A 23559-nucleotide genomic window follows, 5' to 3' on the forward strand; every position below is an offset into this window, starting at 1 on the left:
ATGATCGAAAAAATATTTAATTGGACATATAAGCTTCTGAAAGGCTGGGGCTACAGCGAAACGGTATCTTCTTACGTGAATGTTGCCGTTAACTTTGTATTGCTTGCTATTTCTGTATACATCATACATTATATATTCAAGAAAATATTGATTGAGATCTTTAGCAGCGTAGCAGAAAGGACAAAAACTCAGTTTGATGATTTGTTGGTTACTAATAAAACCACAAAATATATTGCCTATCTGATTCCGCTTCTTTTTGTAAACGTAACCGTTCCGATCATTCTGAAGGATTTTGCCTATTGGGAAGGATTCTTCAGAAAAGGATTGGAAATTTATATCGTCTTTTTGGTCCTCTGGATCATAAGAAGCATCCTCAACGCGGTAAAAGACTATTTAAAAAGACTGCCTGATTTTAACGATAAGCCGATTGACAGCTATATCCAGGTATTCATGATTGTGCTTTGGATTTTCGGAATTACGACTATTGTCATGATTCTTTTCGAAACTTCGTTTATAAAATTATTTGCAACTTTCGGAGCCATTTCCGCTATCGTTATCTTGATTTTCAAGGATACGATTCTAGGTTTTGTGGCTAGTATACAAGTTTCTGTAAATGATTTGGTGAGGATTGGCGACTGGGTCACTTTTGAAAAGTTTGGCGCCGACGGTGATGTAATCGAAATAAATTTGGCTACAGTAAAAGTGCGAAATTTTGATAATACCACAACTACGATTCCAACGTATAGCTTGATTTCTGATTCTTTCCGAAACTGGCGCGGAATGCAGAATTCAGGAGGAAGACGCATAAAAAGATATATTTTGATTAAAGCTAATAGTGTTCGCTTTTTACATAATGACGAACTAGAAGGCCTGAAAAAAATACAGCTTGTTTCGTCGTATATCGAACACAGGCAACAGGATATCGAAAAGTACAATACAAATAACAACATCGATAAAAGCCTGACAATCAATGGCAGAAACATGACTAATTTAGGATTGTTCAGAAAGTATATCAACCAATATCTGTCAAACCATCCTGGAATAAATAAAGACATGACCATGATGTGCCGCCACCTACAGCCGACAGAAAAGGGTATTCCTATTGAGATTTATGCCTTCTCAAATGATAAAAGATGGATTAACTACGAATATATTATGGCCGATATTTTTGACCATATCATAGCAGCCGTGCCTTATTTTGATTTGGAAATATATGAGCTTCCTTCAGAAAAAGGAGTCTTTTCAGAATAAGAAAACTATTTCTTCATCCGGTCGCGGATAAATTCAATGGAAGTTTTTCCATGCATAGAAGGACGTCCAAAGCTATCTAGGTTTACCATTGTTATAGAGTTAACAGTAATGATGGTTTCTTTGGTCATGATATTTCGCACTTCGCATTTCAACGTTATAGAAGTCTTTCCAAACTTTACCACATCGATACCAATTTCAACAATATCTCCTTGCTTGGCCGAACTTATAAAGTTAATTTCGGACATGTGTTTGGTAACAACACGTTCGTTTTCTAATTGAATTATGGAATATAAAGCTGCTTCTTCGTCGATCCACGATAAAAGTTTTCCTCCAAATAGCGTTTGGTTAGGATTTAAATCCTCTGGTTTGACCCATTTTCTTGTATGAAATCTCATAGTCTTAATTTGTAAGGCAAAATTAACGATTTCTCTGTCATCCGAAGACAATTCTTGCCAATCATTTAGCCTAAAATCTTAAGTTAATCTTGCAAAAACAAACTGAAAACACGTCCAATTCTTAATAAGTGTTAATTTTTTTCTTAGAAATTCCCTCTTAATGGTCCTTTCTCAATTTTATAGTTCTTACTATAAAAAAGCCAAAACTCAAACTTAACTATTAATTTTATTTAATTTGTAACTCTCTGAAATACATAGTGTTTTCTAGGAAATACAAGAGTATCAACGATTAAAAAAGAGATTTATAACCGTCATAAAAAAAAGTTATGGAATTATTAAAAAAAATATAAATATGGGAATTATATAACAAAAAGCCGGAAATGTTAAAATCTTATGGTCTATCTTTGCCTCATAATTTTAAAGTTGTAAAGAACAATTTAAATTAAAACTTAAATAAAATCCATTAAGAATTATGAAAAAGAATTTACCATTACTATCGTTTTTATTGCTGGCTTTTGCTTCGGCGAATGCACAAGAATCCGCACCCATTGTGGAAAAAGCACCAGCAGATGACTACAACAAATGGTCTATTGAGGTAAACGGAGGGGTGAATAAGCCAACTAGAACAATGACCGATGGTTATTATACGTCAACATTAAACCTTTTCCATGCTGATTTAGGCGTAAGGTATATGTTTAATCCAAAATTTGGTTTGAAACTGGATTTCGGGTATGATAAATTCCAAGAGCATGATGACAGCGCTCCATTTGAAAGCACTTACCTAAGAACCAGCTTGCAAGGAGTTGTCAATTTAGGAAGAGTCCTAAACTTTGAAGACTGGACAGATACTTTCGGCTTATTGGTGCATGGTGGATTTGGTGCATCTCAGCTGACTTCTAAAGATGGTTTTGATGGCGAAGACTACATGGGACATGGTATCTTGGGTCTTACTGGACAAATTAAATTAAGTAACAGTATCGTATTGACAGGTGACCTTACGGGAATCGTTAATGGAAAGCAAAACTATAATTTTGATGGCCAAGGAAATACAACTACTGGAGCTTTTGACGGAACATTGCTTAATGCTTCTGTAGGTTTCACTTTCTATCTAGGTAAAAACGAGAAGCATGCTGACTGGTATTCTGAAGATAAAAGCGATGAGCTGAAAGCACTTGAAGACAGAGTTGGAATGATTGAAACTGGATTAGCTGATTCTGATAAAGATGGCGTGCCAGACATGTACGATCTTGAGCCTAATTCTATTGCTGGTGTTGCTGTAAATACAAAAGGCCAATCAATCGATAGAAACCAAAATGGTGTTCCAGATGAGCTAGAAAGCTATTTAGACAAGACTTACGGACAAAATGGTAAAGCAACAGCATCTAACAGCACAATTGAAGAACTAATCAATGGCGGTTATGTAAACGTGTATTTTGACTTTAATTCTGCAAAACCAACAAATTCTTCTCTATCAGGTGTTGATTTCTTAGTGAAGTATTTGAAAGCAAATCCATCGGCTAATGCTGAGATTGTTGGATATGCTGACGAAATTGGTAATTCAGACTATAACAAAGAACTTTCTCAAAGAAGAGCTGATGCTGTAAAAGCAATTGTTACTAACTCAGGAATCGATGCTTCAAGATTGACCGTTATCGGAAATGGTGAAGATGCTTCTGTGAATAAAAATTCTAAAGAAGCACGTCAAATCGTAAGAAGAGTTACTTTTAGAGTAAAATAATTTCTTCATAAATATTTTAAAACCGCTGTAGCAATACGGCGGTTTTTTTTATCTTTAAAAGAAAAACCATGGAAAATAGAGACGCTTTCATTTCTGAATTCAGAGGTGAAACTTTAGGAACAGTCACAAGTCAGTCTTCATCAGATGAAATTTTTCAAAACCAGGTCTTACGCCCCATCTTAAAACTGCAGAATGATCTTTTCATCGACGTTTTTAGAAATTACATATCAAAGTACAAAAATGATTTTTATACCTATTCTGTCGAAAAGAAATTAGCCTATATTGAAAACTCGATCCAAAAAGATATCAAGTTCAGGAATTCGCTAAAAGGAATCGTCATAGGATTGTTTACAATTGCCGAATACAACGAATACATAAAGAATTCATCTTCTCTCAACAAAAGAATGATGAACATGCTGATTGAAAGGCTGAAAAATCAAGTACAACTTTTTGAGATGCAAGAATAAAAAAAGAGGCAAATGCCTCTTTTTTTGTATAGAATATTATTCTTTTTTTCGAAATATAGCCTTTGTTCCTTCCGGATTGAAAAGATAAAGCTTGTTGTCTTTAATCTCGTAACGTGTCGTGCCCTGCAAAGCTTTCACAAGCAGTTTTTCTTTATCATAGTTGGGACACATCATTTCAGTTGTAAAAATATCAGAAAAGCGTAATATTTCTCTTTCATAAAACAACTTCCCTCCCATCCTATTACAGCCGGCAAAACCTGTAAATTTAGCCTCGCTTGTATTTATTTCTACATTTGGAAGCTCTTTCTCAAAATCTTTAGCATCAATTGTTTTGCCCTCTAATTCTTCTAAAATCCAAGTACCCTGCAATTTTTGATCAACGATATAATTGCCGCAGCCTTCTAAAAGCTTGAAATCTTTATCGCTTCCTCTTTTTAAAGACGCTTTTACTTTGTAAGCATATTGATTATCAGACATGCCATCAGAACAAGCACCCTGCTGGATCGTGAATTTTAAATGAATACTATCGGATTTTGCTTCATAAGAAATAACATTAGCATCCATCGCCTTATTAGGCTTGCCGTAAGCTAACGTAAAATTCTTTTCCGTTTCCGGAGTCGTAAAACGGATAGAATCATCTGAAATTTCGATTCCCCAGAAAGGTTCCGTTCCTGTCGCTTTGAAAAAAATACTGCCTGCCTTTTTAATAGAAACCGCTGTATCTTTTGCTATAGAAAGAGAATCTATACTAGAAATCTCTTTTTCAGCTGATTTTGGCTTGCAGTTGATACATAGAAAAGACAAAGTCGTTAAAGCGATTATAAACTGTTTTTTCATCTAACTATTTTTTCTTGAAACAAAGTACCTTGCTTCCGTTCCCGTCATATAAATTAAGCTTATCTCCTTGCAGTTTAAACTTTTGTACAGAATTGAACAATGTCATAAACTTACCTTCTCCAGCTCCTTGACAAGCCATTTTTGTCTGTGCAATAGGTCCAAAAGTAATTTTATCTTCATTAATAGTATAGCTTCCTGACATAGAATTACATCCTGAATTTCCTGAGATACGGCTTTCTGCCTTATCAAAGTTGAGTGCCGGAATTTTAGCAAATTCCCCAGGATCAATTGATTCTCCGTGCATCTGTTCCAATTCCCAGCCACCAATAGAAAGTTCGGCAACGGCTTCCGCTCCTTTTTTACAGCTACAAGATTGTAATCCCACTAAAATTATAGCACAGATTACAGTTAAAAACTTAGTTTTCATAATTTGTTTTTATTTGGTTGAAGCATAAATTTAGTCATTTCAGCCAAAAAAACATATGAAATTGAGAAGATTTTGTAATAATATAGAAGTAAATTGTTACAGCAGTCCGTGGTATTTCCTGATAAACCATTCAGCAGCTAGAGTAATTGCTATAAAAATCAATAGCCATATCCAATCTACTAAAGGCGTTTTCTTGACAATTGCTTTTTGCACAGCTTTGTAGTCTTCGTTTTGAACTAGCGATTTTATGAGCTCATCGATTTGATTGGGATGAAACACTTTGCCCTGTGTCTGCGAAGCTAATTGTGTCAGCTTGCTCAAGTCAGGATTTACGAATTGCTTCTCGATATCAAAGTCAAGAACTTCAAAGAAGCCATTATAAGTATTTTTCGACTTGGCTTCTACAACTTTAAAGCTATACTCTCCTGCTGATAGCCCGTCGAGATTGACTTTATAGGAATTATTGCTTTTAAGTAGGTCGTAATTCTTCGTCTGTTTTGTTTTTTTATTCGTAAGCGAAATCGTCAGTCTTGCGTTTTCATCAAACTCATAGTTTTTGTTGAAATATTGTGCGGTAATCTCAATTGCTTCGCCAGAGTTATAAAAGCTTTCATGGTTGACAACAAGTGATTTTCTCGCATTGCTAGATGCTAAAAATTGAATTGTCTTGTCGATAAACACATCAAATTTTTCATACGATTGGTTGTCAATATGGCTTTGCAGTCTCCATTTCCAGATATTTTCTCCAAGAAGAAAAGCATTTCTCTTCCCTTGATTTTCAGAATAAGCCAGCAAAGGCATATTGGTATTGACATTTCGGATTCGAGAAGAAAGCAATACATCTATATTTGCTTTTACCGTTAGATTACCGAAAGCATTTTGCAGCGGAGGAAGATTTTCAAAACCGATATTATCAATCGCAAATAGATTAAACTGAGAACTAAAATCCGATAAATAATCTTCTTTTTGATTACTCATCTTGAACTGTATTATATCTTGTTGCTGATTTAAAAAATTAAAATCGGTATTGGTTCCGGTAACAATCCAAGTATTCAGATTGGCTGTTTTATTGGCTTCAAAAACAGATTTAAATTCTCCGGTAGGCTGGTATAAAATCAAAACATTATAATCTTGTAATGAATTGATTTTATTCGGATTGACTATAGTTACTTTACGTTGAAGATTAGTTTCTATGGCTCTTTTTAACGCACCAATATCTGGGTGATTAATTGTGGAAACGATTGCAACTTCTGACTTTTGATCAATAACTTCAACTGCAAAATTTTTGATATTATTATATGTATTTTTTTCAGCTTCTTTAGATGTCAGAGAAGCTTTAAAAACTTGTACTCCTACTTTATCGGCCGGAAGTAAAAGATTGAGCACGGTTGCTTTTTTAGAAGAAGAAAAAGAAACGCTCTGCTTGCTCAAAACAGAATTTCCTTGAGATATACTAAAATCAGCAGTAATATTTTTGTTTCCAGAATATTGAAGAAATACTTCTACTGGGAATTTATTTTTGTGAAACGCATATTTATTGACATTCAGCTGATTGATTTTTAAATCTAAAAAAGTAGTCGTATCTCCAAGAACTACTGGGAATACTTTGTTGTTAGGATTGAAGCTGTAAACGTAATCGTTACCCGAGGTTTGGTTTCCGTCTGTTAAGATTATGGCTGGAAAAGCAGTGTTTTTGTTGATGCTTTTGAGATTCTTTGCAACTTCATCCAGATTGGTCTGCGTTCCTTTAAAACTGAAAATATCTGAAAGCTCAAATTCGTTAGAAAATTGATACGACTGAACTTCGAATTTATCTTGTAGATCCTTACTTGAAATTAGCTTTTTATAAACCTCCAAAGCAGTTTCGTTGGCTTTCAGCTCTGCAATAGAACTTGAATTATCGACAACAATTGGCAAAGGAGTTTTTGCTATCTCAAAAGTATTAGTTGTAATTTTTGGATTTATCAGAAGCAATAAAATTCCAAAGATTGAAAAGAAGCGCAAAAAAGCCAACAACAGATTTGTTCTTGATTTGTTTTTGGCTCTGAAATAGTATTGAAAAAACGACAGACCTCCTGCTATTAGTACTGAAAGTAAGATTAATAGGATTGTGTTTGTTGTCATTTTTTAGATTACAAGGTTTAGAAAAATTGAGATGCTCTATTTTGAAATTAACGAGGAGACATCCCTTAAAAAAATTAGGAATTACGCATATCAAAATTCGTAATTCCTAATTTAAAATTCATAATTGACTATGTCAGCATTCCTCCGTCAACGTTCATCACTTGTCCTGTCACATAAGCACTCATGTCTGAAGCTAAGAAAAGGCAAGCATTTGCAACGTCTTCAGTTGTTCCGCCACGTTTCAACGGAATAGCATCTCTCCATCCTTGAACAACATCTTCATTTAGTTTTCCAGTCATTTCTGTTTCAATGAATCCTGGTGCGATAGCGTTGCAACGGATATTTCTGGAACCCAGTTCTAAAGCTACAGATTTCGTGAATCCGATAACTCCAGCTTTTGATGCGGCATAGTTTGTTTGTCCTGCGTTTCCTTTAACTCCAACAACAGAACTCATGTTTATGATGGAACCAGCACGGTTTTTTAGCATTGTTTTTTGAACTGCTTTCGTCATGTTGAAAACAGATTTCAGGTTTACTTCGATTACTTTGTCGAAATCTTCTTCAGAAATACGCATCAAAAGGTTGTCTTTTGTAATTCCGGCATTATTGATCAAGATATCGATGTTTCCAAAAGTTGCGATAACATCGTCGACTAATTTTTGCGCTTCGTTAAAATCAGCAGCATTTGACTGGTAGCCTTTTGCTTTCACGCCAAGTGCAATCAATTCGTCTTCAAGAACTTTTGCAGCCTCTGCAGATGAACTGTATGTAAATGCTACGTTTGCTCCGTGTTTTGCAAAAACTTCGGCAATTCCTCTACCAATTCCTCGGCTAGCGCCTGTAATAATCGCTGTTTTTCCTTCTAATAATTTCATTCTATTTTAATTTAGTTTGCTCTTGTTAGGTTGACAAATATAAGAATTCAATTGCAATGACGTAAGGTATCTCTTTAAACTTTCAGGAATTTATTAATCCTTTTATCCCAAGCAGTGCTATAAATTGCGATTATCGTAAATAGCAGCAAAATGTAAATGTACCATGCATTTGAAATTAGTTCGATTACATTTAATTTTCCTTTTGCAAAGTTTAAAATAAGCAAGACTTGTGCTCCATAGGGAAGGATTCCTTGGACAATACAACAGAAAATATCTAGGATTGCGGCAGTCTTTTTTGGACTTAATTTATATTCGTCATTAATTTCTTTAGCAACAGCTCCTGTAATGACTATGGAAACGGTGTTATTTGCTATCGCTAAATTGGTAATGCTAACTAAAGTTCCGATTCCCATTTGGGCTGATTTCTTGCTTTTAATCTTAGATTTGATTTTTCGTAATACGTAATCGATACCGCCCGCTTTTTCGACTAGAGCCGCAAGACCTCCTGTTAACATTGACAAGAGAAAAATGTCTGTCATGCTCAGGAAACCTTCATATATTTTTTGCGTAAACCCCAAAAGCGTGAAATCGTTTCCAGCAAAGCCGATAATTCCTGCTACTAAAATTCCAATCAGCAATGTCACAAAGACATTTACTCCTGTTACTGCAAAGATAATCACGAGAATGTAAGGCAAAATGGCAATCAATTCGTAGCTTTCCTTTTGGATAACAACTGAACTTACTTCGGTATTCAATCCTAAATAAAACAGCAAAATAATAGTTATGATTGAAGCGGGCAAAGCAATGAACAGATTGACTTTAAACTTGTCTCGCATTTCACAACCCAATGACTGCGTAGCTGCAATTGTAGTATCAGAAATTATAGAAAGATTGTCGCCTAGCATCGAACCTCCTAGCAAAGAACCTGCAATCAAAGGCATTGAAGCACCACTTTTATCTGCCAAACTAATTGCAATTGGTCCTAAAGCTACGATTGAACCAACAGATGTTCCTGTGGCAGTTGACAGAAAGGAAGCGATGAGAAATATCCCTAGCGGGAAATGTTCTGTATCGATATTATTGATTCCTAAATTCACGACTGCATCTACAGCTCCCATGGCTTGCGTGACTGCAGCAAAAGCTCCAGAAAACAGATAAATGAGACACATTGTAATGATTTGGCTATTGCCACAACCCTGGATTAAAGTATCTATTTTTTGTTCTGTGGAATGTTTGAAGATTATAAATGCAACAATAATTCCAAGTGTGACAGCCACTGGCGAAGGCAAAGCATAAAAATCATTTAGGACAATTCCTGCTCCGAGGAAAGTAAAAATAAATACAAAAAAAGGTAATAAGGCAAAAGCAGAACCTTGAATTTTGATATGTTTCATCATCGATAGCTTAAAAATTAATAAAGCTCACGACGAAAAGCAAACCGAAAAGAAAGTATGATGACAACATTTTTTCCAAAGGATTTGGCTTATCGTTTTAGCACCTTGCTTGTTGTTGCAGGTTGCTATCTCTTTATGAGATTCGTGATAACGGAGGCAAAGATAGAATTTATTCTAAATTATTTTTATTCAATAAGGCATTTTTATGAATATTTGATAAGAAACAAATTAAAAATGAGACTCTTGTAAAAATAAAGAAGCTCTACTGATAATTCAGCAGAGCTCTTTTTATTTTGTGTTGAAATAATCTATTCTACGCTTTTAGCTTCTTCTTTTTCAGGAAACATAATTGACAATAGTACTGAAAGAACCAAAATCCCTCCAATTACGATTAACGAGTAAATAGAATCAATATGGTAGAAAGGTGCGATTATCATTTTTATACCAATAAAAGAAAGGATAATTGCCAAACCGTATTTCAATTTGCTGAACAAATGGATGAAATTGTCAAGCAAGAAAAACAAGGCTCTTAATCCTAAAATGGCAAAAATGTTAGATGTATAAAGAATAAAAGGATCATTTGAAATAGCAAAAATAGCAGGGATTGAATCTACCGCAAAAAGCAAATCTGTAAACTCAATTACAGCAACAACAACTAATAAAGGAGTTGCCAGTTTCTTTCCGTTTTCGATAGTAAAGAATTTATCTCCGTCATAATTATCACTTACTTTAAAGAACTTTCTGATCAATCTTGCACCTCTTGTATTGTTATAATCTTCATCATCGTCATCGTCGCCGGCTGACCATGATTTAATTCCTGCATACACCAAGAACAATCCAAATAAAGTCATGATAATATTGATATCATATTTGAAACCTTCGATTCCCATTAATCCTAAAAGCTTGTTCAAATAGGTCAATTCAATTAGGAAAGCTCCAGAAAAGATAAATATCGCTCTTAAAACCAAAGCTCCGATAATACCCCAAAACAATACTTTATGCTTGTTTGAATTGGCTACATCAAAGAATTTGAATACTAGAATAAATACGAAAAGGTTGTCTACAGAAAGGGCTTTTTCAATCCAATAGGCAGATTGGAACTCGTAGAACTTTGTCGGTCCGATAAAATAATAGATAAATCCACTAAAAATCATTGACAAACTGATCCAAACAATTGACCAAGTTATGGCTTCCTTATTAGAAACAACATGGCTCTTTTTATTGAAAATCCCCAAATCCAAAAGCAACATGATGATGATTACAACCGAAAATGTTGCAATTAATCCTGGGTGATTGATTAAAGTATCTACTTTATCCATTAGTTATAAAATTAATTGATTACTGATTATTGTTTTTGATTCGTAATTGTAAATAGTGCCACTCTTCCTCCTTCTTCGGCAGAAAGGAGTATTTTTTTTCCGTTTGTAATTTCTATCCTGCCATTTATTGGAACCTCATTTCCTTCTGTCAGGTCTTTAACTGACTTGCCATTTTGGTTGACAAAGAACCATTTATTTTCTTCAAATACAAAATTTCCAACAGGTATTTTTTCAGTATCTGCAAGCCTTTCATTATTAATGCTATTCCTATTTGCATGCCATGAATTCAGTTGTTGATTTTCATAAATCATCAGTCTATGATTCTCTGGTTTCCAAACAGAAGGCTGGAATTGGTAATAGAAATCAGCCATTGGAAGTGACTTTTGATAATAAGTACCGCAAAACGGACATTTAGGTTCTGGAGTATTATCAAAAACATACTGTTGCTGATCACAACTTCTGCTGCTGCATGGAATTGTCAAATCTATTGTTTTTAATAATGCCTGTTCCCAAACTTCAGCTACGGGACGCGACATTGGATTGTGAAGTCCGGAAATAAATGCTTCATCAAAAAGTTTTTTCAGATACGGACCTGTAATCGAATAGGGCAATTTTGAAACATCAGCCCAAGGCAGATCCCATTTAGAGACTTGATTCAGTTTTGGGCGATTGGAATTATCTTCCGGATGCTCTATAAACAATGCTTTTTCTCCCATAGAAAGCAAATCGTCAATTTCTGTTTCCAGATTATGAACCTTCCCTCCTTTTAATGGATGTCTGTGAAGCAAAAACATATAAATCAAAACGGGTAAAGCGTGTAAATCTGTCAGTCGGTTTGGCAATTTCCGATTGGCATCGTTTTTATTTAAATGCTTCGTAGCCAAAACTTCGGGAGCGATAAACTCTGCAGTTCCAATAACATCTGCTGGATAAAGCCCCGGAACAACCAAACCGTCCAAGTCAATGATTACGGCAGATTTCTCAATTGGATCAACCAGCACGTTATTATAGGACAAATCGGAATGTGCCAGACCCATCGCATGCATTTTTTTTACGCCTCTGGAAATATTTACGCAAATCTGTAGGTAATCGGCCCAATTTCCTAGTTCTGATTTCGCCAAACGTAGTGGAAACATCGTATTCCTGAATTTTGCTCCTGCAAACCATTTCCCATTTTTTTCTTTTCCTTGTATCAAATCTACCGACTCCTGACCTTTTTGGAAAAAGAATTTCTGATTGTATGCAGGAACAATTATTCCTGTCAATCCGTTGTATTCGATAATATCTTCTGGCCAGCGAAAAACTTCATTCAAGAAGAAATCGGAGGCATCTTTATTTTTAATTTGCGGGAGGTAATAATTTGTAATCTTTTCAAGCCGCTGTTTTTGGCTTTCGTCTAATTTATCTCTATAAATTGCGACCACATATTTTCGGTCAGGACTGAAATAAACATCTTTCAAGCCACCTTTCATGGGCTCCCTGTTGTCAACAAACTGATAGGATTTATAGCGGTCATTTACCGACCAAACTGTTACTGTTTTCATCGGAATATATTAATAAATGATGGCTAAAGTTCTGTCGTCATGGTTTCCTGGACTCCAAAAATCCATCCATTCCGAAAGCTGTGTGGCTGTTTCTTGGTTTCTATTTTGAAAATTCACCGCCAATTGATCTTCGTTTTTGCCTTTTAAATCTTCTATAAATGAATTCCACTTTTCAATTTTCTTAAGATTGGCCTCTACTTCAAACTTTGGATCGTAGATTCCGTCTGTCATTAAAAAGAAATAAGAGAAATCCTCTACAATCACAGCGCTAAATCGCGATTCGAAATTTTCGTCTTCAAAAATCTCCGGCATGGTTATAAAACGTGTTCCGCCGCCAAATTCTCCAACATCAATTTTATTCATCAATTCAACCGAGGTTTGGTCTTTACTGATAACACCAATCGGACAATCGCCAACTCCAAAAGCCAAGATTGCATATCCGAAATCAAACTTTTTAAGCAGTGTAAAAATTAATGTCGCATGAAAATCTTTACTCGATACTTCTATTTTATTGGCTGCATCCTGAATTTGTTGATTCGCAAATCTTGAAGCATTTAGCAGTTGTATTTTTGCCTCACGTAAAGAGTTTTCCGTATTCTCTCGATAATTCAAAACCTCTTGGTCAAAAACTGAAGCTGTATTTTCATCAAAATACTTTTGGAAAAAAGTCACGACTGCATTACAGGCAATTTCAGCTCCTTTTCTTCCTAGAACTGCAGAACCGGCACCATCAGAAACAGCAATCAAGCTCCAATTATTTTCTGGAAAGTGTTTGATTGCATAATCATCATCGCGGAAACTTCCTTTATTAGCATGCGAACGTCCTCTTTTTGAAGCGACTACAACCGATTTTTCTTCTAGTGAATAGAATTCAGAAACATCATCTTTTTTCCAATAAACATCTTCTGTGTTTGAAGGAATGCTTTTCCAAAGTGATTTTGGATCTGGATTAAAAATTATAGAAAGTGTTTTTTGATAAAACTCATTTGTATCATCTTCATTGATTTTATAGAAAAGATTGAATTTTAAATTGCCGCTTTCTAAAGGAATTCCAGAAATATATTTTTTATCAGGATTGTATGCAAGACCAAAGATTTCAAGTCCGTCGATTGAAATTGAATTCAAATCTGAAAGGTCAAGAAGATCAAAATCTAAAGGCGCAAGGTATTCTTTTCCTACAGTTCCGTTTGGAAATAGTATCTGTTGATTCTGGATATCTAGCTTTCTGTTGATCAATTCCCAATCTTTTGCCATCTGTTTCTGTAGTTCCTGAATTAATTTGACTTTACTTATGTTTTCTTCTTTTGAAACAAATTCTTGGAAAGCTTGCTCGTTTTTTGGAGAAATATTGATTTCTTTTAAAACTAAAAGCTGTTGGATGTATTTTTTGGTATTTGTCATTAGCCTTGTGTCCTATTGACATCAAAACTGCCGCCGCCTACTCCATATTCTCCAACATTGCCACACCATGGGCATGTATTTTTAGCCTCAAATCCGATGCAATGAATTTTTTCGCAACTGCAAACTGCCAATCCATATTGATTGCCGCAACAAGGACAAGCTGGAGCTCCAAGAAGTTCCTCACTGTTCACATGGTTTTTGTTTTGAGAATCGTCTGCTAAATCAAAATAAGAGCTATCAACCTGAAATGCTCCCACCAGATTATAAGATTTTGAAGTCAGGTCAACTCCTGCATAAATCGAAGACGAAAAAGTCCTTCGGTATTTAATCAGATAAGGACGCTTTGTATTTTGGCATTTCGCCGCTAAAACAGCATAATTATCATCAACTGCGGGCTTTAGAGGTTCGTTTTTAGTCAAGTCAATTTTAGAAATCGTATCGCCGTCAATTTTAGCCAATTCAAAGCCATTGGAATTGTTTTCAACACTAACGCTGCTTGTCTTGATTGAATCGGTAACCCATTTGAAGAATTCTTTATAGGATTGTGCCGTCGTATTTTTGAAATGTAAAACAGTATCGGTCAATTCAGAAAGAATTGCAGTATCTGCTTCATCTCCAAAGGAAATGGCTACCATATTAGCCGTTCTTTGCCAATTCTGTTTCCATTCTGAAATAGCTGTTTTGTTATCATCAGTTGGAACGCCATCAGTAAAAAGAAAGACAATCGGTTTCCAATCGCCTTTTTGCTCATAGGTAGTTTTTACTATATTTTTTCGAAGTTCGTGCATCAAATGTCCTAAGCCTTTGCTTAAAGAAGTACCGCTTCCAATTGGAAATCTTGGCGGATAAAAACTTACCAATTCCTGCAAAGGAACTAGTGTTTTAGGCTGTCCAGCAAAAACAATTATGGAAACCCAAACTGTTTCTAACGCATACGGATCTGTTTTTAACGATTGAATAATAGTGGAAAGTCCTTCTTCAACTTGCTGAATCGGCTCGCCAACCATAGATTCTGAAACATCTATTAAAAAATATATTGGAAGTCTTCTCATTATATCACAATTGTTATTTCGTCTGGTGGCGGTGGCAATGAAATGCTCTCACCTGTTCCCTGACTTTTATTTCCTTGCTCGATAGTTTCTGAAACCCATTTAAAAAAAGTTTTCAAAGTCTGGCTGTCAGCCGCATCAAGATGAACCACGTTATCAGTCAATTCTTTAAGCATCATATCATTAGCCAAATGCCCAGCAGCACAGCCAACAACGGCTCCAAAATTTAATGCTTTTATTTCGGGAACTTTTTCTCTATACAATTGAATGTCTGAAGGTTTGCCGTCAGTAATTAAAAACAATAATGGTTTCCAATCTCCTTTTTGGGTTTCGGAACCTTTAATTACATCTTGGTTTACTTTCTGGATTACAAAATCCAAACCGGCTCCAGTGTTTGTCGGGCCGCTTTGTGGGCATGTAATTTCGGGAAGCTGAAAAGTAACCAATTCTGTCAAAGGCACAATTTCTCTAACTTCTCTATCGAAAGTTATGATGCTAATCCATAGAGAATCTAAGGCTTGAGGATCTGAACGTAATGTACTAATCATTCCGCTCAAAGCATTATTCAACGCTTGAATGGGTTCTCCATACATCGACCCAGAAGTGTCCAATAAAAAATATACTGGCAGCCTTCTCATTTATCTTGGAATGTTATAGGTTGGATTTTCGTCACTTTGATTTGCAGAATACAATCCATTTATATTGTAAGTCGAAGTGTCTGCATCAGGATCGTTTTGAATTAAATCACTCAATACTTCATGTGTAACATCCTTTCCTCCAGATAATTGATGATACATTGAGCCAATCGTATAAATTGGTCTCCAAGGAATTCCCCACCAGCCTAACAAAGCATTCACGCCAACATGTTTATAGGAATATTTAAATTTTCCTTCATAAGGCCTGATAAAATAAATGGAAGATGCTCTTCTTACGGTACCTAAAACAAAAGAAACTGTATATGGAAAATATACAAATTCTGCTCCTTGGTTTACAAGCTCTTTTATTTGAGCTACGCTTAAACCTTCGATGTTTTTGATTTGCATCTTAGACTACAGGTAAGATTTTACAATTTTATGGATCGTCTGTCCTAAGAAAGTATCTTCTGTTGGATCTCCAATAGCGCTAAATTTCCATTCACCGTTTCTCTTGTATAATTTCGCCATGATGATGGACTGTTTTCCTGTATATTGCGGTTCTGCAGAAACGTTATAGGAAGCAAAAACTGAGTTTACTCTTGTTGGAGTTCCTTCATACATTCTGATTTTTGCATAAGGAATTTGAGAAAAATCTTCTCTTCCAGCGTTATTCAAAAAGAAGAAAATTTGAGAAACATTAGAATTGATTCTAGAAAGGTCAACAGTAATAATTTCATTATCAATACCGTCATCTCCTCCTTTATCTCCTTCTAAATCATCTCCTGTATGTTTCATAGCATTATCTGAAGTAAGTAGTTTTCCTTTTGGAAGACCAAATTGCTGTAATACTTCTACTCTATACAAAGGAGAATATAAATGATCGCAGATGTTATTGTTTTCATCAATTAGAATACAGCTCAAATCAAGATCGATGTTCTGTACGTTTTTTGTCAATCCGAAGAAACCTTTAGTTTCGATTGCACCCCAGTTTACACCGATGCAAAAGTTTGTCAATGTGTCTCCGTTATCTTTTCGAAGATCTATTTTTTGTCCTTTAGTAAGATTAATTGCCATGTTTGATTTTGTTTTTGGTTGGTTAAATGGTTAATTATATTTGGTCAGGAAATCTTGCAGACCGCCTTTCATTCCTGAACCAACAGCTTCAAATTTCCATTCTCCATTTCTTTTGTAGATTCTTCCGAATTCGACTGCTGTTTCTATAGAAAAATCTTCGTCTAACTCATATTTCACTAATTCAGTATTAATGTTGTCAATAATTCTAATGAAAGAGTTTCTGATTTGTCCAAAATTTTGTCTTCTTGTATCGGCTTGGTGGATTGTTACCACAAAACAAATTTCCACAGCGTCTGGAGAGATTTTTGACAAATCAACAGTAATCTGCTCATCATCACCATCGCCTGCACCAGTAAGGTTGTCGCCTGTGTGGATTACAGATTCATCTGGAGATTTTGTGTTATTATAGTATACAAAATGATTGTCGCTCAAGATTTTTCCGTTTGCTCCAACAATAAAAACTGAAGCATCCAAATCGAAAGCTTCTCCTGTTGCGCTAGAATTGCTATCCCAACCTAAACCTACTGTAAATTTTGGTGCGTCAATTGCCTGACGTTGTCCTTTTTCTAAATTAATTGCCATTATTTTGAATTAATATTTATGTTTAACATTGCTTTTAAAATATTTGTCTGTTCATCTACATTTTGCAAATCGTTCAAGAACTCGACATCTGAAATTTTTACAGCATAACTTTCTAAAACTTGTTCTACATCTTTTGGTAGTTGTGTTTTTAAGTTTACTTGCTGTTCTTTCAACTTGTTATTTTTCGCCTGCAAATCTTCAATAATCTGGGCTTTCACCGATTTGTTTTTAGATAAATCTATTCCTTTTGTATTGGCATCATTTAAAAAATAAAATGATTTTTCGTTTACATTAAAAATAAATTTATCGTTTGAATCTATAAATTCATACACTTCGGCAATTTCATTTTCATGCTTAATTCCACAAGCAAACTTGATTCGGAATTTGTGAATATTTAATTTGCCTAAAAGCTTTTTTTCAATCTTGACAAGTGAATTTTCATAAATTGGGTCAGATTCATGCGAGCTAATCTGCTCGAATTTTTCTTTGCCAATTTCTCTATAAAATTCAGAAGCTCTTCTTGATGAAAACTCGTTGATTTCATTCCATCGGAAATTTATACTATCGTCAAAAGCAAAGATTTTATACAATTGCTCAATCTTAAGCGAGAGATTTTTCGCGTGGCTGAAAGCTACATCAGAAAAAAATCCAGCTTCAATTTCAGATTTTAATTTTGATATAAAATCGTCGTTGATATAAATTTCATCAGAAAGCAAAAGATAGCTCTGCTCTTTTGATTTTTTCAATTTTTGGAACAAGTCAATGAGACTTTTCGTATATTGAATATGAAATAAATCTAGCTTGTGTATGTCAAGATTTTTATTATTTTCAAAAAGATTATGAATGACTTTTGTGCGTATCAAGACCGCAATAAGAACTGGATTATTAAAAAAATTGGATAAAATCTTTAATGTCTGGAGTTTCTTTTTGCTTTCGTTGATTATCTGAATAAATGTTTCATCATCTTCCTGATGCATCTAAATTTCTCCTTAATTTATAACTCCTTTTTTTAATTCTGCTTCTAGGCTTTGAAGTCCTGCATCCAATTGTCTTCTTGTTTCAGCACCTTGCTCGTGAATCTGCTTCACTTCTGTCAAAGTATCGATTAGAGATTTGGTTGTCATTTTCAAAGTTTCAAGCGATACGATTGTATTCTCGTTTTCTTTTGCTACTTCGATGCTATTTTGTTTCAACATTTCAGCATTTTTCTGCAAGATGGTGTTTGTTGTTTCAGAAACTCTTCTTTGTACTTCGATATTTTGTTTTTGTCTTTGAAGCGCAACTGCTAACGTCAATTGGTTTTTCCAAACCGGCATTGTAGTTGTCAAAATAGATTGCGCTTTTTCTGCTATCGAAGTATTATTATTTTGAACCACACGAATTTGCGCCAGGGACTGAAGCATAATAAATCGTACGATTTTCATATCCGCCAGACGCTTGTCTAATCTGTTGATGAACGTTCTCTTGTCAGAAATTTGGTAATCTTGGTATTGAGCACTATTAGCTTCCATTACGGCCAGTTCTTCGTTCAGTTCCTTAAAACGGATTTGTCCAGCAATAATGTGCTTTTCCATTTCCTTGATAAGGTTTACATTTCCTTCAAACATGGTCTGCAAAGAAGAATTGTCTTTAACCGAATTAATCATCCCAGCTTTTACCTTGTTGCTGATTTTTTCTACGTTTACCGTAATTTTATCATACTGCTGGAAAAGTTTCTTTACATCGGTAACTAGTTTCCCTAAAAGGGGAATCTTAGACAAAAATCTTTTCGCTGGACTTTGGTTTAATTGGTCAACGTCAACATAATTCAATTCTGTCAAAAGATCGTTGATTAACGTTCCGACTTCGCCAGAATTATAGGTTCTGACATTCGTCAAAAAAGTATCACTCTGTTTTGAAATTGAATTTTGTATTTCTGCACCAAAATTTAAGATAGAATTCGCATCATTTTCATTCAATTGCGTTGAAAGCGATCTGTAATTGCTTAAATCTGATTCTGTTGCATTATCCAAATTAACATTCCCGTCCTTGTCAATCAAGGCATTTTGTTCTTGGACAATTAATTGATTATTTTCCATTTCTATTTATTTTATAGATGATTTTGTTGAATCGTTACAACAGTTTCTTCTAATTTTCTGTCTTTTGTTGGAGCGCCAACAGCACTGAATTTCCATTCGCCATTTCTTTTGTAGAAAACACCTAAAACCATAGATACGTTTCCTGCAAAATTTTTGTCGTTTGCGATATCATATTTTGCAAAAACTTCGTTTACGCGAGTTGGAGTTCCTTCATAAATTCGAATTGAAGCAAAAGGAATATCTTTAAAATCTTGACCTCTAAAACTATTGATAAAGAAAGCTACGTGATTTGCAGACGGATTCAATTGAGCTAAATCTAAAGTAATTACTTCGTTATCCAGACCGTCATCCCCGTTCATATCTCCTGTCAAATCATCACCACTATGCTTGATAGCATTGTCGTTTGATTTTAATTTACGGAAGCTTACAGTGTCGATATTTCTTTTATTTTCGTCATAGACAGCACAACTTGCATCTAAATCTACAGGTTCTTTTGTCACGCCTCCGAAAAATCCTTTTTTCTCGATAGCACCCCAGTTGATACCTACACAAATGTTTTGAAGCTTTGAACCATTACTTTTTTCAAGATTGATTCTCTGTCCTTTTTCTAAATTAATTGCCATTTTTATTAATTGTATTTATTTAAATAATCTTGCAAGCCGCCTTTCATTCCTACTCCAACTGCTTCAAATTTCCACTCGTTGTTTCTTTTGTAGATTCTTCCGAATTCTACAGCTGTTTCAATTGAGAAATCTTCTTCTAGCTCGTATTTTACAAGCTCATTATTGTTTGAAGAATCTAAAATACGAACGAAAGAGTTTCTTACTTGTCCAAAATTTTGTTTTCTAGCATCGGCATCATGAATTGTTACGACAATACATATTTCTGAAGCTCTCGCGTCAATTTTAGATAAATCTACCAAAATTTGCTCATCGTCACCGTCACCGTCACCAGTCAAGTTATCGCCTGTATGCTCTACAGCATCATCTGGCGATTTTAGATTATTATAAAATACGAAGTGCTCGTCTGAAAGAATTTTTTTATTGTCGCCCATAATAAAAACAGAAGCATCCAAATCGAATGCCGCTCCTGTTGATGAAGCATTGGTATCCCAGCCTAATCCAATTGTAAATTTAGGTGCGTTTAACGTTTCACGTTGTCCTTTTTGCAAGTTTATAGCCATAGTCTGCTGTTTTTTTGTTTATTGATTTTAAATTTTCTTTATATTCTTCTATTGTGTGATAATTGTTGCTGACAGCTAGATCAAATAATGTATCTATTCTGTGTTGGGGGATTGATTGCAATAAAAGTATCAAATCATTTATATCCAGTCTTAAAATATATTTTACGATTCTGGTATTGTATTCAAATGAATTTTGGTTTATCAGTGAAATTATCTGGTTTACGTTTTTTACGTAGAAATAATTATAGTGATTTTCAATATTCGGATGAATGTCTTTGTTCAAAAGTTCTGCGAAATAAATGAATACGAAATGCCCATCGACATTATATTCTTTCAAGATTTTCTTTACGATGAATTCGTGGCTTCCGGTAATTTTTATGTCATCCATAAATAGGCATAGTTTTCCGTCAACTATATTCTTATCAATATAATAAGTGTCGTTTGAAATAAGCTTCACTCTTTCGCTATAGTCTAAATTTCCATAATCTGTTACGTAGGTCTGATTTCTATAGATTTTTGATTCCTTGAGTGCTTTTTTATTGTTTTCAAACAAGAAATTGTTCAAGAATATTCTGAAATGAAAGCTCAAGCAATTTGAAGCGGTTGGAATTGAAAGATATGGGCTTGGCAAAATAACAATTTCGTCATGTTGCAATATCAAATCAGAATGTTTTTCGATAAATCCATCGAATAAGGCTTTTGCAAATTTCTTAGCAATAGCATTATCTCCAAATTTAAATTTGCTGTAATCTGTTTCTGAAAACGGACAATTTTCTTTCTCCGTAATTTTATGTAAACTGTAATCTGTATTCATCAATTATCATTAAACGATTAAGTGTGCATGAAAACCAAAGTTTTTTGCACCGTCATAATCTGAATTTCTATTATCTCCTACATGAATAATCTCGCTTTTTGAAATGTCATTGATTTTTACAATTTCATCGTAAGCAATCTGATATATCAATTGGTTTGGTTTTGAAACGCCAGCTTCATCGGAATAAATCTGAAAGGAAAAAAAATCGTCCATTCCATAATGTTTCATTATTTTTTTTAGTGATTTTCCTTTTATAAATGCTGTATTGCTTAGAATATTCATTGACTTACCTTCCAGTTTTAGATTTTCTAATAATTGAGGCAGTTTTTCATCTAAAATGATTGGTTTGTGTTGCATCAACAATTCTTCACTTAAATCGTAAAAAGTATTGAATTCTCCAATTTCATACTTATCAAGATTTTCGCCTAAGGCATCTAAAATTAGTAAGTAAATTTCAAGGGTGTCGAAGTTTTTCCCTACTCTTTCATTGATGTAATTTGTAAGAATATCATACTTGCGAATCACAGCATTGACTTCTTCCAAGGGCTTTTCTATTCTAAAAAAGTCTTTGAAAAGGCGGTTTCTTTCCAGCTTAAATTGAGGATTGGATTTGATAAGCGTGAGCCACAAATCAAATGAAATATGTTTATAATTGTAAAGTTTTTGTATCAATTCTTGTGATTTGCTAAAAATCGGCTCCACAAAATGAAGACATATTTTTTACAGCTCATGTCTTTCGGCTCCAATGAATAATTATAATTGTAAATATAGAATTTTAAATGAATTATAACAATTATGGGCAAAAAAATTAATCAATTGATAAAGTGCCAGCTTCAGGGATATCCAAACTATTTTTTATACTTCAGGCATCACCACATAACTATCATCTCCTTTCACTTTTGGAAAGTTCTTTTTCCTCCATCGTTCTTTTGCTTCTTCTAATTTTTCGTTGCTGGAAGAAACAAAATTCCAGTAAATAAAACGCTCTTCTGGAAGCGGTTCACCACCAAATAGAATGATATGTGTATTAGGTAGTAGCGTCATTGAACAAGCATCATCTAATTTTGACACGAGCATATTACCTTTTTCTACATGATGTTCACAGGCTTGAATGGCGCCTTCAACAACACAAATACCAATTTCACCAAACAACTGACATTCAGTATGTAGCAAGTACTCATCTTGAGTTTTTATTTCAACCATAAACAATTCAGAATGTACCGGAACAGGAGATTCTTTTCCGTAACCTTTTCCAGCTACTAAAGTAAATTCGGCTGTTTCGTCTTTCCAGCGCGGCAAATCGTTTCTGTCGAAATGATGAAACTCAGGCTCCATATCTTCTTTATCTTTTGGCAGTGCCACCCAGATCTGATAACCGTGCATCATATATTCGGAACCGTGTCGTAATTCTTCTGGAGTTCTTTCTGTATGTGTCACTCCATTTCCTGCAATCATCCAGTTGACAGAGCCTGGAGCGATTTTTTGTTCTGTTCCAATACTGTCTTTGTGCATGACTTCTCCTTCTAGCAAAAAAGTCAGGGTTGCCAAGCCAATGTGCGGGTGCTGTCCGACATCCATATAATGCTCAGGCCCCATTTTTGTCGGCCCCATATGGTCAATAAAAATAAACGGTCCGACCATTCTTTTCTTACGAAATGGTAACAATCTTCCCACTAAAAAATCTCCGATATCGCGTGGTCTTTCTTCTATAATTAAATCTATGTTTGACATGTTTTTTATTTATGAGTTTCTTGAATCTAAAAATACATATTTATTTCAAAGCTTCCATGATTGTTTCCCATTCTTCTAATTTCTGCATAAAACTTTTAGAAGCATTAGCACCGCTTGGCGAAGGAAGAATTGTGTATTGTATGTCTTTTCTCCTTCCTACATATTTATCATAGAAGTTAGAAGCATTTTTGCTGGAGAAAAAAACATGTTTGATACTTGGATATTTTTTATAGAAGCTTTCAAAATCGTTCGCTTTTTCGTTCTTGATGTTACTATCAAGGCTTCCGGTTCTTTCGCAGTAGGCCAAAACATCCCAAAGCGCAATGTCGTTTTCTTCTAATAATTGTTTCTTTTCAGTATACGTTGCTGGCAAAGGCTGGTCAAATAATGTAAAAAGTAATTTCCAAAAACTGTTTCCTTTATTTCCATAATATTCTTGCAATTCCAAAGATTTTTCGCCTGGCATTGTTCCGAGAATTAAGATTTTAGAATTTTGATTTACTAATGGCGGAAAGGCTTTTTTCATCTTTTAAATTTATGAAAAAAATCAAACATTGTAAAATATTAAAAAAGAGAAACAAAATTCCAATAAATAAAAAAGCCCTGCAGTTTTTGCAAGGCTTTTTATATCGTTTTACGGA

General features: G+C 34.6%; 25 protein-coding genes and 1 riboswitch. Of the genes, 3 read left to right on the forward strand and 22 right to left on the reverse strand.

Features of this window, described 5'->3' with window-relative positions:
- Complete coding sequence (locus GGR22_RS15935) at nucleotides 1-1251, forward strand: mechanosensitive ion channel family protein (RefSeq protein WP_121377009.1); 1251 nt, start codon at nucleotides 1-3, stop codon at nucleotides 1249-1251.
- 5 nt (nucleotides 1252-1256) lie between these two features.
- On the opposite strand, the gene GGR22_RS15940 is transcribed toward GGR22_RS15935, so the two are convergent.
- Complete coding sequence (locus GGR22_RS15940) at nucleotides 1257-1646, reverse strand: acyl-CoA thioesterase (protein ID WP_121377008.1); 390 nt, start codon at nucleotides 1644-1646, stop codon at nucleotides 1257-1259.
- 472 nt (nucleotides 1647-2118) lie between these two features.
- Here GGR22_RS15940 and GGR22_RS15945 point away from each other — a divergent pair, with 472 nt between their 5' ends.
- Together GGR22_RS15945 and GGR22_RS15950 are read left to right on the forward strand one after the other, a co-directional pair.
- A complete protein-coding gene (locus tag GGR22_RS15945; protein WP_182494463.1) occupies nucleotides 2119-3384 on the forward strand; it encodes an OmpA family protein in 1266 nt (421 codons plus the stop codon).
- 68 nt (nucleotides 3385-3452) lie between these two features.
- A complete protein-coding gene (locus GGR22_RS15950) occupies nucleotides 3453-3851 on the forward strand; it encodes a glyoxalase (RefSeq protein WP_182494464.1) in 399 nt (132 codons plus the stop codon).
- Nucleotides 3852-3887: 36 nt separating this feature from the next.
- Here the strand turns inward: GGR22_RS15950 and GGR22_RS15955 are convergent, their stop codons facing one another.
- The 21 genes from GGR22_RS15955 to GGR22_RS16055 form a co-directional block, all read right to left on the reverse strand.
- Nucleotides 3888-4688 carry an META domain-containing protein gene (locus GGR22_RS15955; RefSeq protein ID WP_182494465.1) on the reverse strand — a complete coding sequence of 267 codons (801 nt, stop codon included), beginning with the start codon at nucleotides 4686-4688 and terminating at the stop codon, nucleotides 3888-3890.
- A gap of 4 nt (nucleotides 4689-4692) precedes the next feature.
- Nucleotides 4693-5115: an META domain-containing protein gene (locus tag GGR22_RS15960; protein ID WP_182494466.1), complete on the reverse strand. Its 423-nt coding sequence runs from the start codon at nucleotides 5113-5115 to the stop codon at nucleotides 4693-4695.
- A 96-nt stretch (nucleotides 5116-5211) separates the two neighbouring features.
- The gene (locus tag GGR22_RS15965; RefSeq protein WP_182494467.1) at nucleotides 5212-7239 is read right to left on the reverse strand and encodes a hypothetical protein; all 2028 of its coding nucleotides are present in this window, start codon (nucleotides 7237-7239) and stop codon (nucleotides 5212-5214) included.
- A gap of 128 nt (nucleotides 7240-7367) precedes the next feature.
- On the reverse strand, nucleotides 7368-8114 hold the full coding sequence (gene fabG / locus GGR22_RS15970) for a 3-oxoacyl-[acyl-carrier-protein] reductase (RefSeq protein ID WP_121377002.1): 747 nt from the start codon (nucleotides 8112-8114) through the stop codon (nucleotides 7368-7370).
- A gap of 74 nt (nucleotides 8115-8188) precedes the next feature.
- Nucleotides 8189-9508 carry a Na+/H+ antiporter NhaC family protein gene (locus tag GGR22_RS15975; RefSeq protein WP_317169798.1) on the reverse strand — a complete coding sequence of 440 codons (1320 nt, stop codon included), beginning with the start codon at nucleotides 9506-9508 and terminating at the stop codon, nucleotides 8189-8191.
- 59 nt (nucleotides 9509-9567) lie between these two features.
- Nucleotides 9568-9664, reverse strand: a riboswitch (SAM-I-IV-variant riboswitch).
- Nucleotides 9665-9816: 152 nt separating this feature from the next.
- Complete coding sequence (locus GGR22_RS15980) at nucleotides 9817-10827, reverse strand: TerC/Alx family metal homeostasis membrane protein (protein ID WP_182494469.1); 1011 nt, start codon at nucleotides 10825-10827, stop codon at nucleotides 9817-9819.
- 26 nt (nucleotides 10828-10853) lie between these two features.
- Nucleotides 10854-12371 (reverse strand): helix-hairpin-helix domain-containing protein, encoded by a 1518-nt coding sequence (locus GGR22_RS15985; protein WP_182494470.1) that lies wholly within the window; start codon nucleotides 12369-12371, stop codon nucleotides 10854-10856.
- Nucleotides 12372-12380: 9 nt separating this feature from the next.
- Nucleotides 12381-13772: a PP2C family serine/threonine-protein phosphatase gene (locus GGR22_RS15990; RefSeq protein WP_182494471.1), complete on the reverse strand. Its 1392-nt coding sequence runs from the start codon at nucleotides 13770-13772 to the stop codon at nucleotides 12381-12383.
- On the reverse strand, nucleotides 13772-14824 hold the full coding sequence (locus tag GGR22_RS15995; RefSeq protein ID WP_182494472.1) for a TerY-C metal binding domain-containing protein: 1053 nt from the start codon (nucleotides 14822-14824) through the stop codon (nucleotides 13772-13774). The genes GGR22_RS15990 and GGR22_RS15995 overlap by 1 nt, the downstream gene beginning before the upstream one ends.
- Nucleotides 14824-15459, reverse strand: a complete 636-nt coding sequence (locus GGR22_RS16000) for a vWA domain-containing protein (RefSeq protein WP_182494473.1) — start codon at nucleotides 15457-15459, stop codon at nucleotides 14824-14826. The genes GGR22_RS15995 and GGR22_RS16000 overlap by 1 nt, the downstream gene beginning before the upstream one ends.
- Nucleotides 15460-15864 carry a hypothetical protein gene (locus GGR22_RS16005; protein ID WP_182494474.1) on the reverse strand — a complete coding sequence of 135 codons (405 nt, stop codon included), beginning with the start codon at nucleotides 15862-15864 and terminating at the stop codon, nucleotides 15460-15462.
- A gap of 6 nt (nucleotides 15865-15870) precedes the next feature.
- Nucleotides 15871-16530 (reverse strand): TerD family protein, encoded by a 660-nt coding sequence (locus GGR22_RS16010; RefSeq protein ID WP_182494475.1) that lies wholly within the window; start codon nucleotides 16528-16530, stop codon nucleotides 15871-15873.
- A 30-nt stretch (nucleotides 16531-16560) separates the two neighbouring features.
- Nucleotides 16561-17112 carry a TerD family protein gene (locus GGR22_RS16015; protein ID WP_182494476.1) on the reverse strand — a complete coding sequence of 184 codons (552 nt, stop codon included), beginning with the start codon at nucleotides 17110-17112 and terminating at the stop codon, nucleotides 16561-16563.
- Nucleotides 17112-18089, reverse strand: coding sequence for a hypothetical protein (locus GGR22_RS16020; protein ID WP_182494477.1), 978 nt, complete (start codon nucleotides 18087-18089; stop codon nucleotides 17112-17114). Before GGR22_RS16020 ends, GGR22_RS16015 begins: the two co-directional genes overlap by 1 nt.
- A 12-nt stretch (nucleotides 18090-18101) precedes the next feature.
- Nucleotides 18102-19190, reverse strand: coding sequence for a toxic anion resistance protein (locus tag GGR22_RS16025; RefSeq protein ID WP_182494478.1), 1089 nt, complete (start codon nucleotides 19188-19190; stop codon nucleotides 18102-18104).
- Between the two features lie 11 nt (nucleotides 19191-19201).
- Complete coding sequence (locus tag GGR22_RS16030; RefSeq protein ID WP_182494479.1) at nucleotides 19202-19813, reverse strand: TerD family protein; 612 nt, start codon at nucleotides 19811-19813, stop codon at nucleotides 19202-19204.
- A 5-nt stretch (nucleotides 19814-19818) separates the two neighbouring features.
- On the reverse strand, nucleotides 19819-20373 hold the full coding sequence (locus GGR22_RS16035) for a TerD family protein (RefSeq protein ID WP_182494480.1): 555 nt from the start codon (nucleotides 20371-20373) through the stop codon (nucleotides 19819-19821).
- Nucleotides 20342-21187, reverse strand: coding sequence for a phosphoribosyltransferase family protein (locus GGR22_RS16040; protein WP_182494481.1), 846 nt, complete (start codon nucleotides 21185-21187; stop codon nucleotides 20342-20344). Before GGR22_RS16040 ends, GGR22_RS16035 begins: the two co-directional genes overlap by 32 nt.
- A gap of 9 nt (nucleotides 21188-21196) precedes the next feature.
- On the reverse strand, nucleotides 21197-21889 hold the full coding sequence (locus tag GGR22_RS16045) for an HAD family hydrolase (protein WP_394367924.1): 693 nt from the start codon (nucleotides 21887-21889) through the stop codon (nucleotides 21197-21199).
- 153 nt (nucleotides 21890-22042) lie between these two features.
- A complete protein-coding gene (locus tag GGR22_RS16050) occupies nucleotides 22043-22918 on the reverse strand; it encodes a pirin family protein (RefSeq protein WP_182494482.1) in 876 nt (291 codons plus the stop codon).
- A gap of 40 nt (nucleotides 22919-22958) precedes the next feature.
- Nucleotides 22959-23444, reverse strand: a complete 486-nt coding sequence (locus GGR22_RS16055) for a DNA-deoxyinosine glycosylase (RefSeq protein ID WP_182494483.1) — start codon at nucleotides 23442-23444, stop codon at nucleotides 22959-22961.
- Between the last annotated feature and the right edge of the window lie 115 nt (nucleotides 23445-23559).

This window comes from Flavobacterium gossypii, assembly GCF_014138495.1.
Classification (GTDB): Bacteria; Bacteroidota; Bacteroidia; order Flavobacteriales; family Flavobacteriaceae; genus Flavobacterium; species Flavobacterium endophyticum.

Bases quoted from the DNA above. Each gene is read 5' to 3' on its own strand.
- GGR22_RS15935 (WP_121377009.1), top strand. From the start codon at position 1: ATGATCGAAAAAATATTTAATTGGACATATAAGCTTCTGAAAGGCTGG.
- GGR22_RS15940 (WP_121377008.1), bottom strand. From the start codon at position 1,646: ATGAGATTTCATACAAGAAAATGGGTCAAACCAGAGGATTTAAATCCT.
- GGR22_RS15945 (WP_182494463.1), top strand. From the start codon at position 2,119: ATGAAAAAGAATTTACCATTACTATCGTTTTTATTGCTGGCTTTTGCT.
- GGR22_RS15950 (WP_182494464.1), top strand. From the start codon at position 3,453: ATGGAAAATAGAGACGCTTTCATTTCTGAATTCAGAGGTGAAACTTTA.
- GGR22_RS15955 (WP_182494465.1), bottom strand. From the start codon at position 4,688: ATGAAAAAACAGTTTATAATCGCTTTAACGACTTTGTCTTTTCTATGT.
- GGR22_RS15960 (WP_182494466.1), bottom strand. From the start codon at position 5,115: ATGAAAACTAAGTTTTTAACTGTAATCTGTGCTATAATTTTAGTGGGA.
- GGR22_RS15965 (WP_182494467.1), bottom strand. From the start codon at position 7,239: ATGACAACAAACACAATCCTATTAATCTTACTTTCAGTACTAATAGCA.
- fabG (WP_121377002.1), bottom strand. From the start codon at position 8,114: ATGAAATTATTAGAAGGAAAAACAGCGATTATTACAGGCGCTAGCCGA.
- GGR22_RS15975 (WP_317169798.1), bottom strand. From the start codon at position 9,508: ATGAAACATATCAAAATTCAAGGTTCTGCTTTTGCCTTATTACCTTTT.
- GGR22_RS15980 (WP_182494469.1), bottom strand. From the start codon at position 10,827: ATGGATAAAGTAGATACTTTAATCAATCACCCAGGATTAATTGCAACA.
- GGR22_RS15985 (WP_182494470.1), bottom strand. From the start codon at position 12,371: ATGAAAACAGTAACAGTTTGGTCGGTAAATGACCGCTATAAATCCTAT.
- GGR22_RS15990 (WP_182494471.1), bottom strand. From the start codon at position 13,772: ATGACAAATACCAAAAAATACATCCAACAGCTTTTAGTTTTAAAAGAA.
- GGR22_RS15995 (WP_182494472.1), bottom strand. From the start codon at position 14,824: ATGAGAAGACTTCCAATATATTTTTTAATAGATGTTTCAGAATCTATG.
- GGR22_RS16000 (WP_182494473.1), bottom strand. From the start codon at position 15,459: ATGAGAAGGCTGCCAGTATATTTTTTATTGGACACTTCTGGGTCGATG.
- GGR22_RS16005 (WP_182494474.1), bottom strand. From the start codon at position 15,864: ATGCAAATCAAAAACATCGAAGGTTTAAGCGTAGCTCAAATAAAAGAG.
- GGR22_RS16010 (WP_182494475.1), bottom strand. From the start codon at position 16,530: ATGGCAATTAATCTTACTAAAGGACAAAAAATAGATCTTCGAAAAGAT.
- GGR22_RS16015 (WP_182494476.1), bottom strand. From the start codon at position 17,112: ATGGCAATTAATTTAGAAAAAGGACAACGTCAGGCAATTGACGCACCA.
- GGR22_RS16020 (WP_182494477.1), bottom strand. From the start codon at position 18,089: ATGCATCAGGAAGATGATGAAACATTTATTCAGATAATCAACGAAAGC.
- GGR22_RS16025 (WP_182494478.1), bottom strand. From the start codon at position 19,190: ATGGAAAATAATCAATTAATTGTCCAAGAACAAAATGCCTTGATTGAC.
- GGR22_RS16030 (WP_182494479.1), bottom strand. From the start codon at position 19,813: ATGGCAATTAATTTAGAAAAAGGACAGAGAATCAATCTTGAAAAAAGT.
- GGR22_RS16035 (WP_182494480.1), bottom strand. From the start codon at position 20,373: ATGGCTATAAACTTGCAAAAAGGACAACGTGAAACGTTAAACGCACCT.
- GGR22_RS16040 (WP_182494481.1), bottom strand. From the start codon at position 21,187: ATGAATACAGATTACAGTTTACATAAAATTACGGAGAAAGAAAATTGT.
- GGR22_RS16050 (WP_182494482.1), bottom strand. From the start codon at position 22,918: ATGTCAAACATAGATTTAATTATAGAAGAAAGACCACGCGATATCGGA.
- GGR22_RS16055 (WP_182494483.1), bottom strand. From the start codon at position 23,444: ATGAAAAAAGCCTTTCCGCCATTAGTAAATCAAAATTCTAAAATCTTA.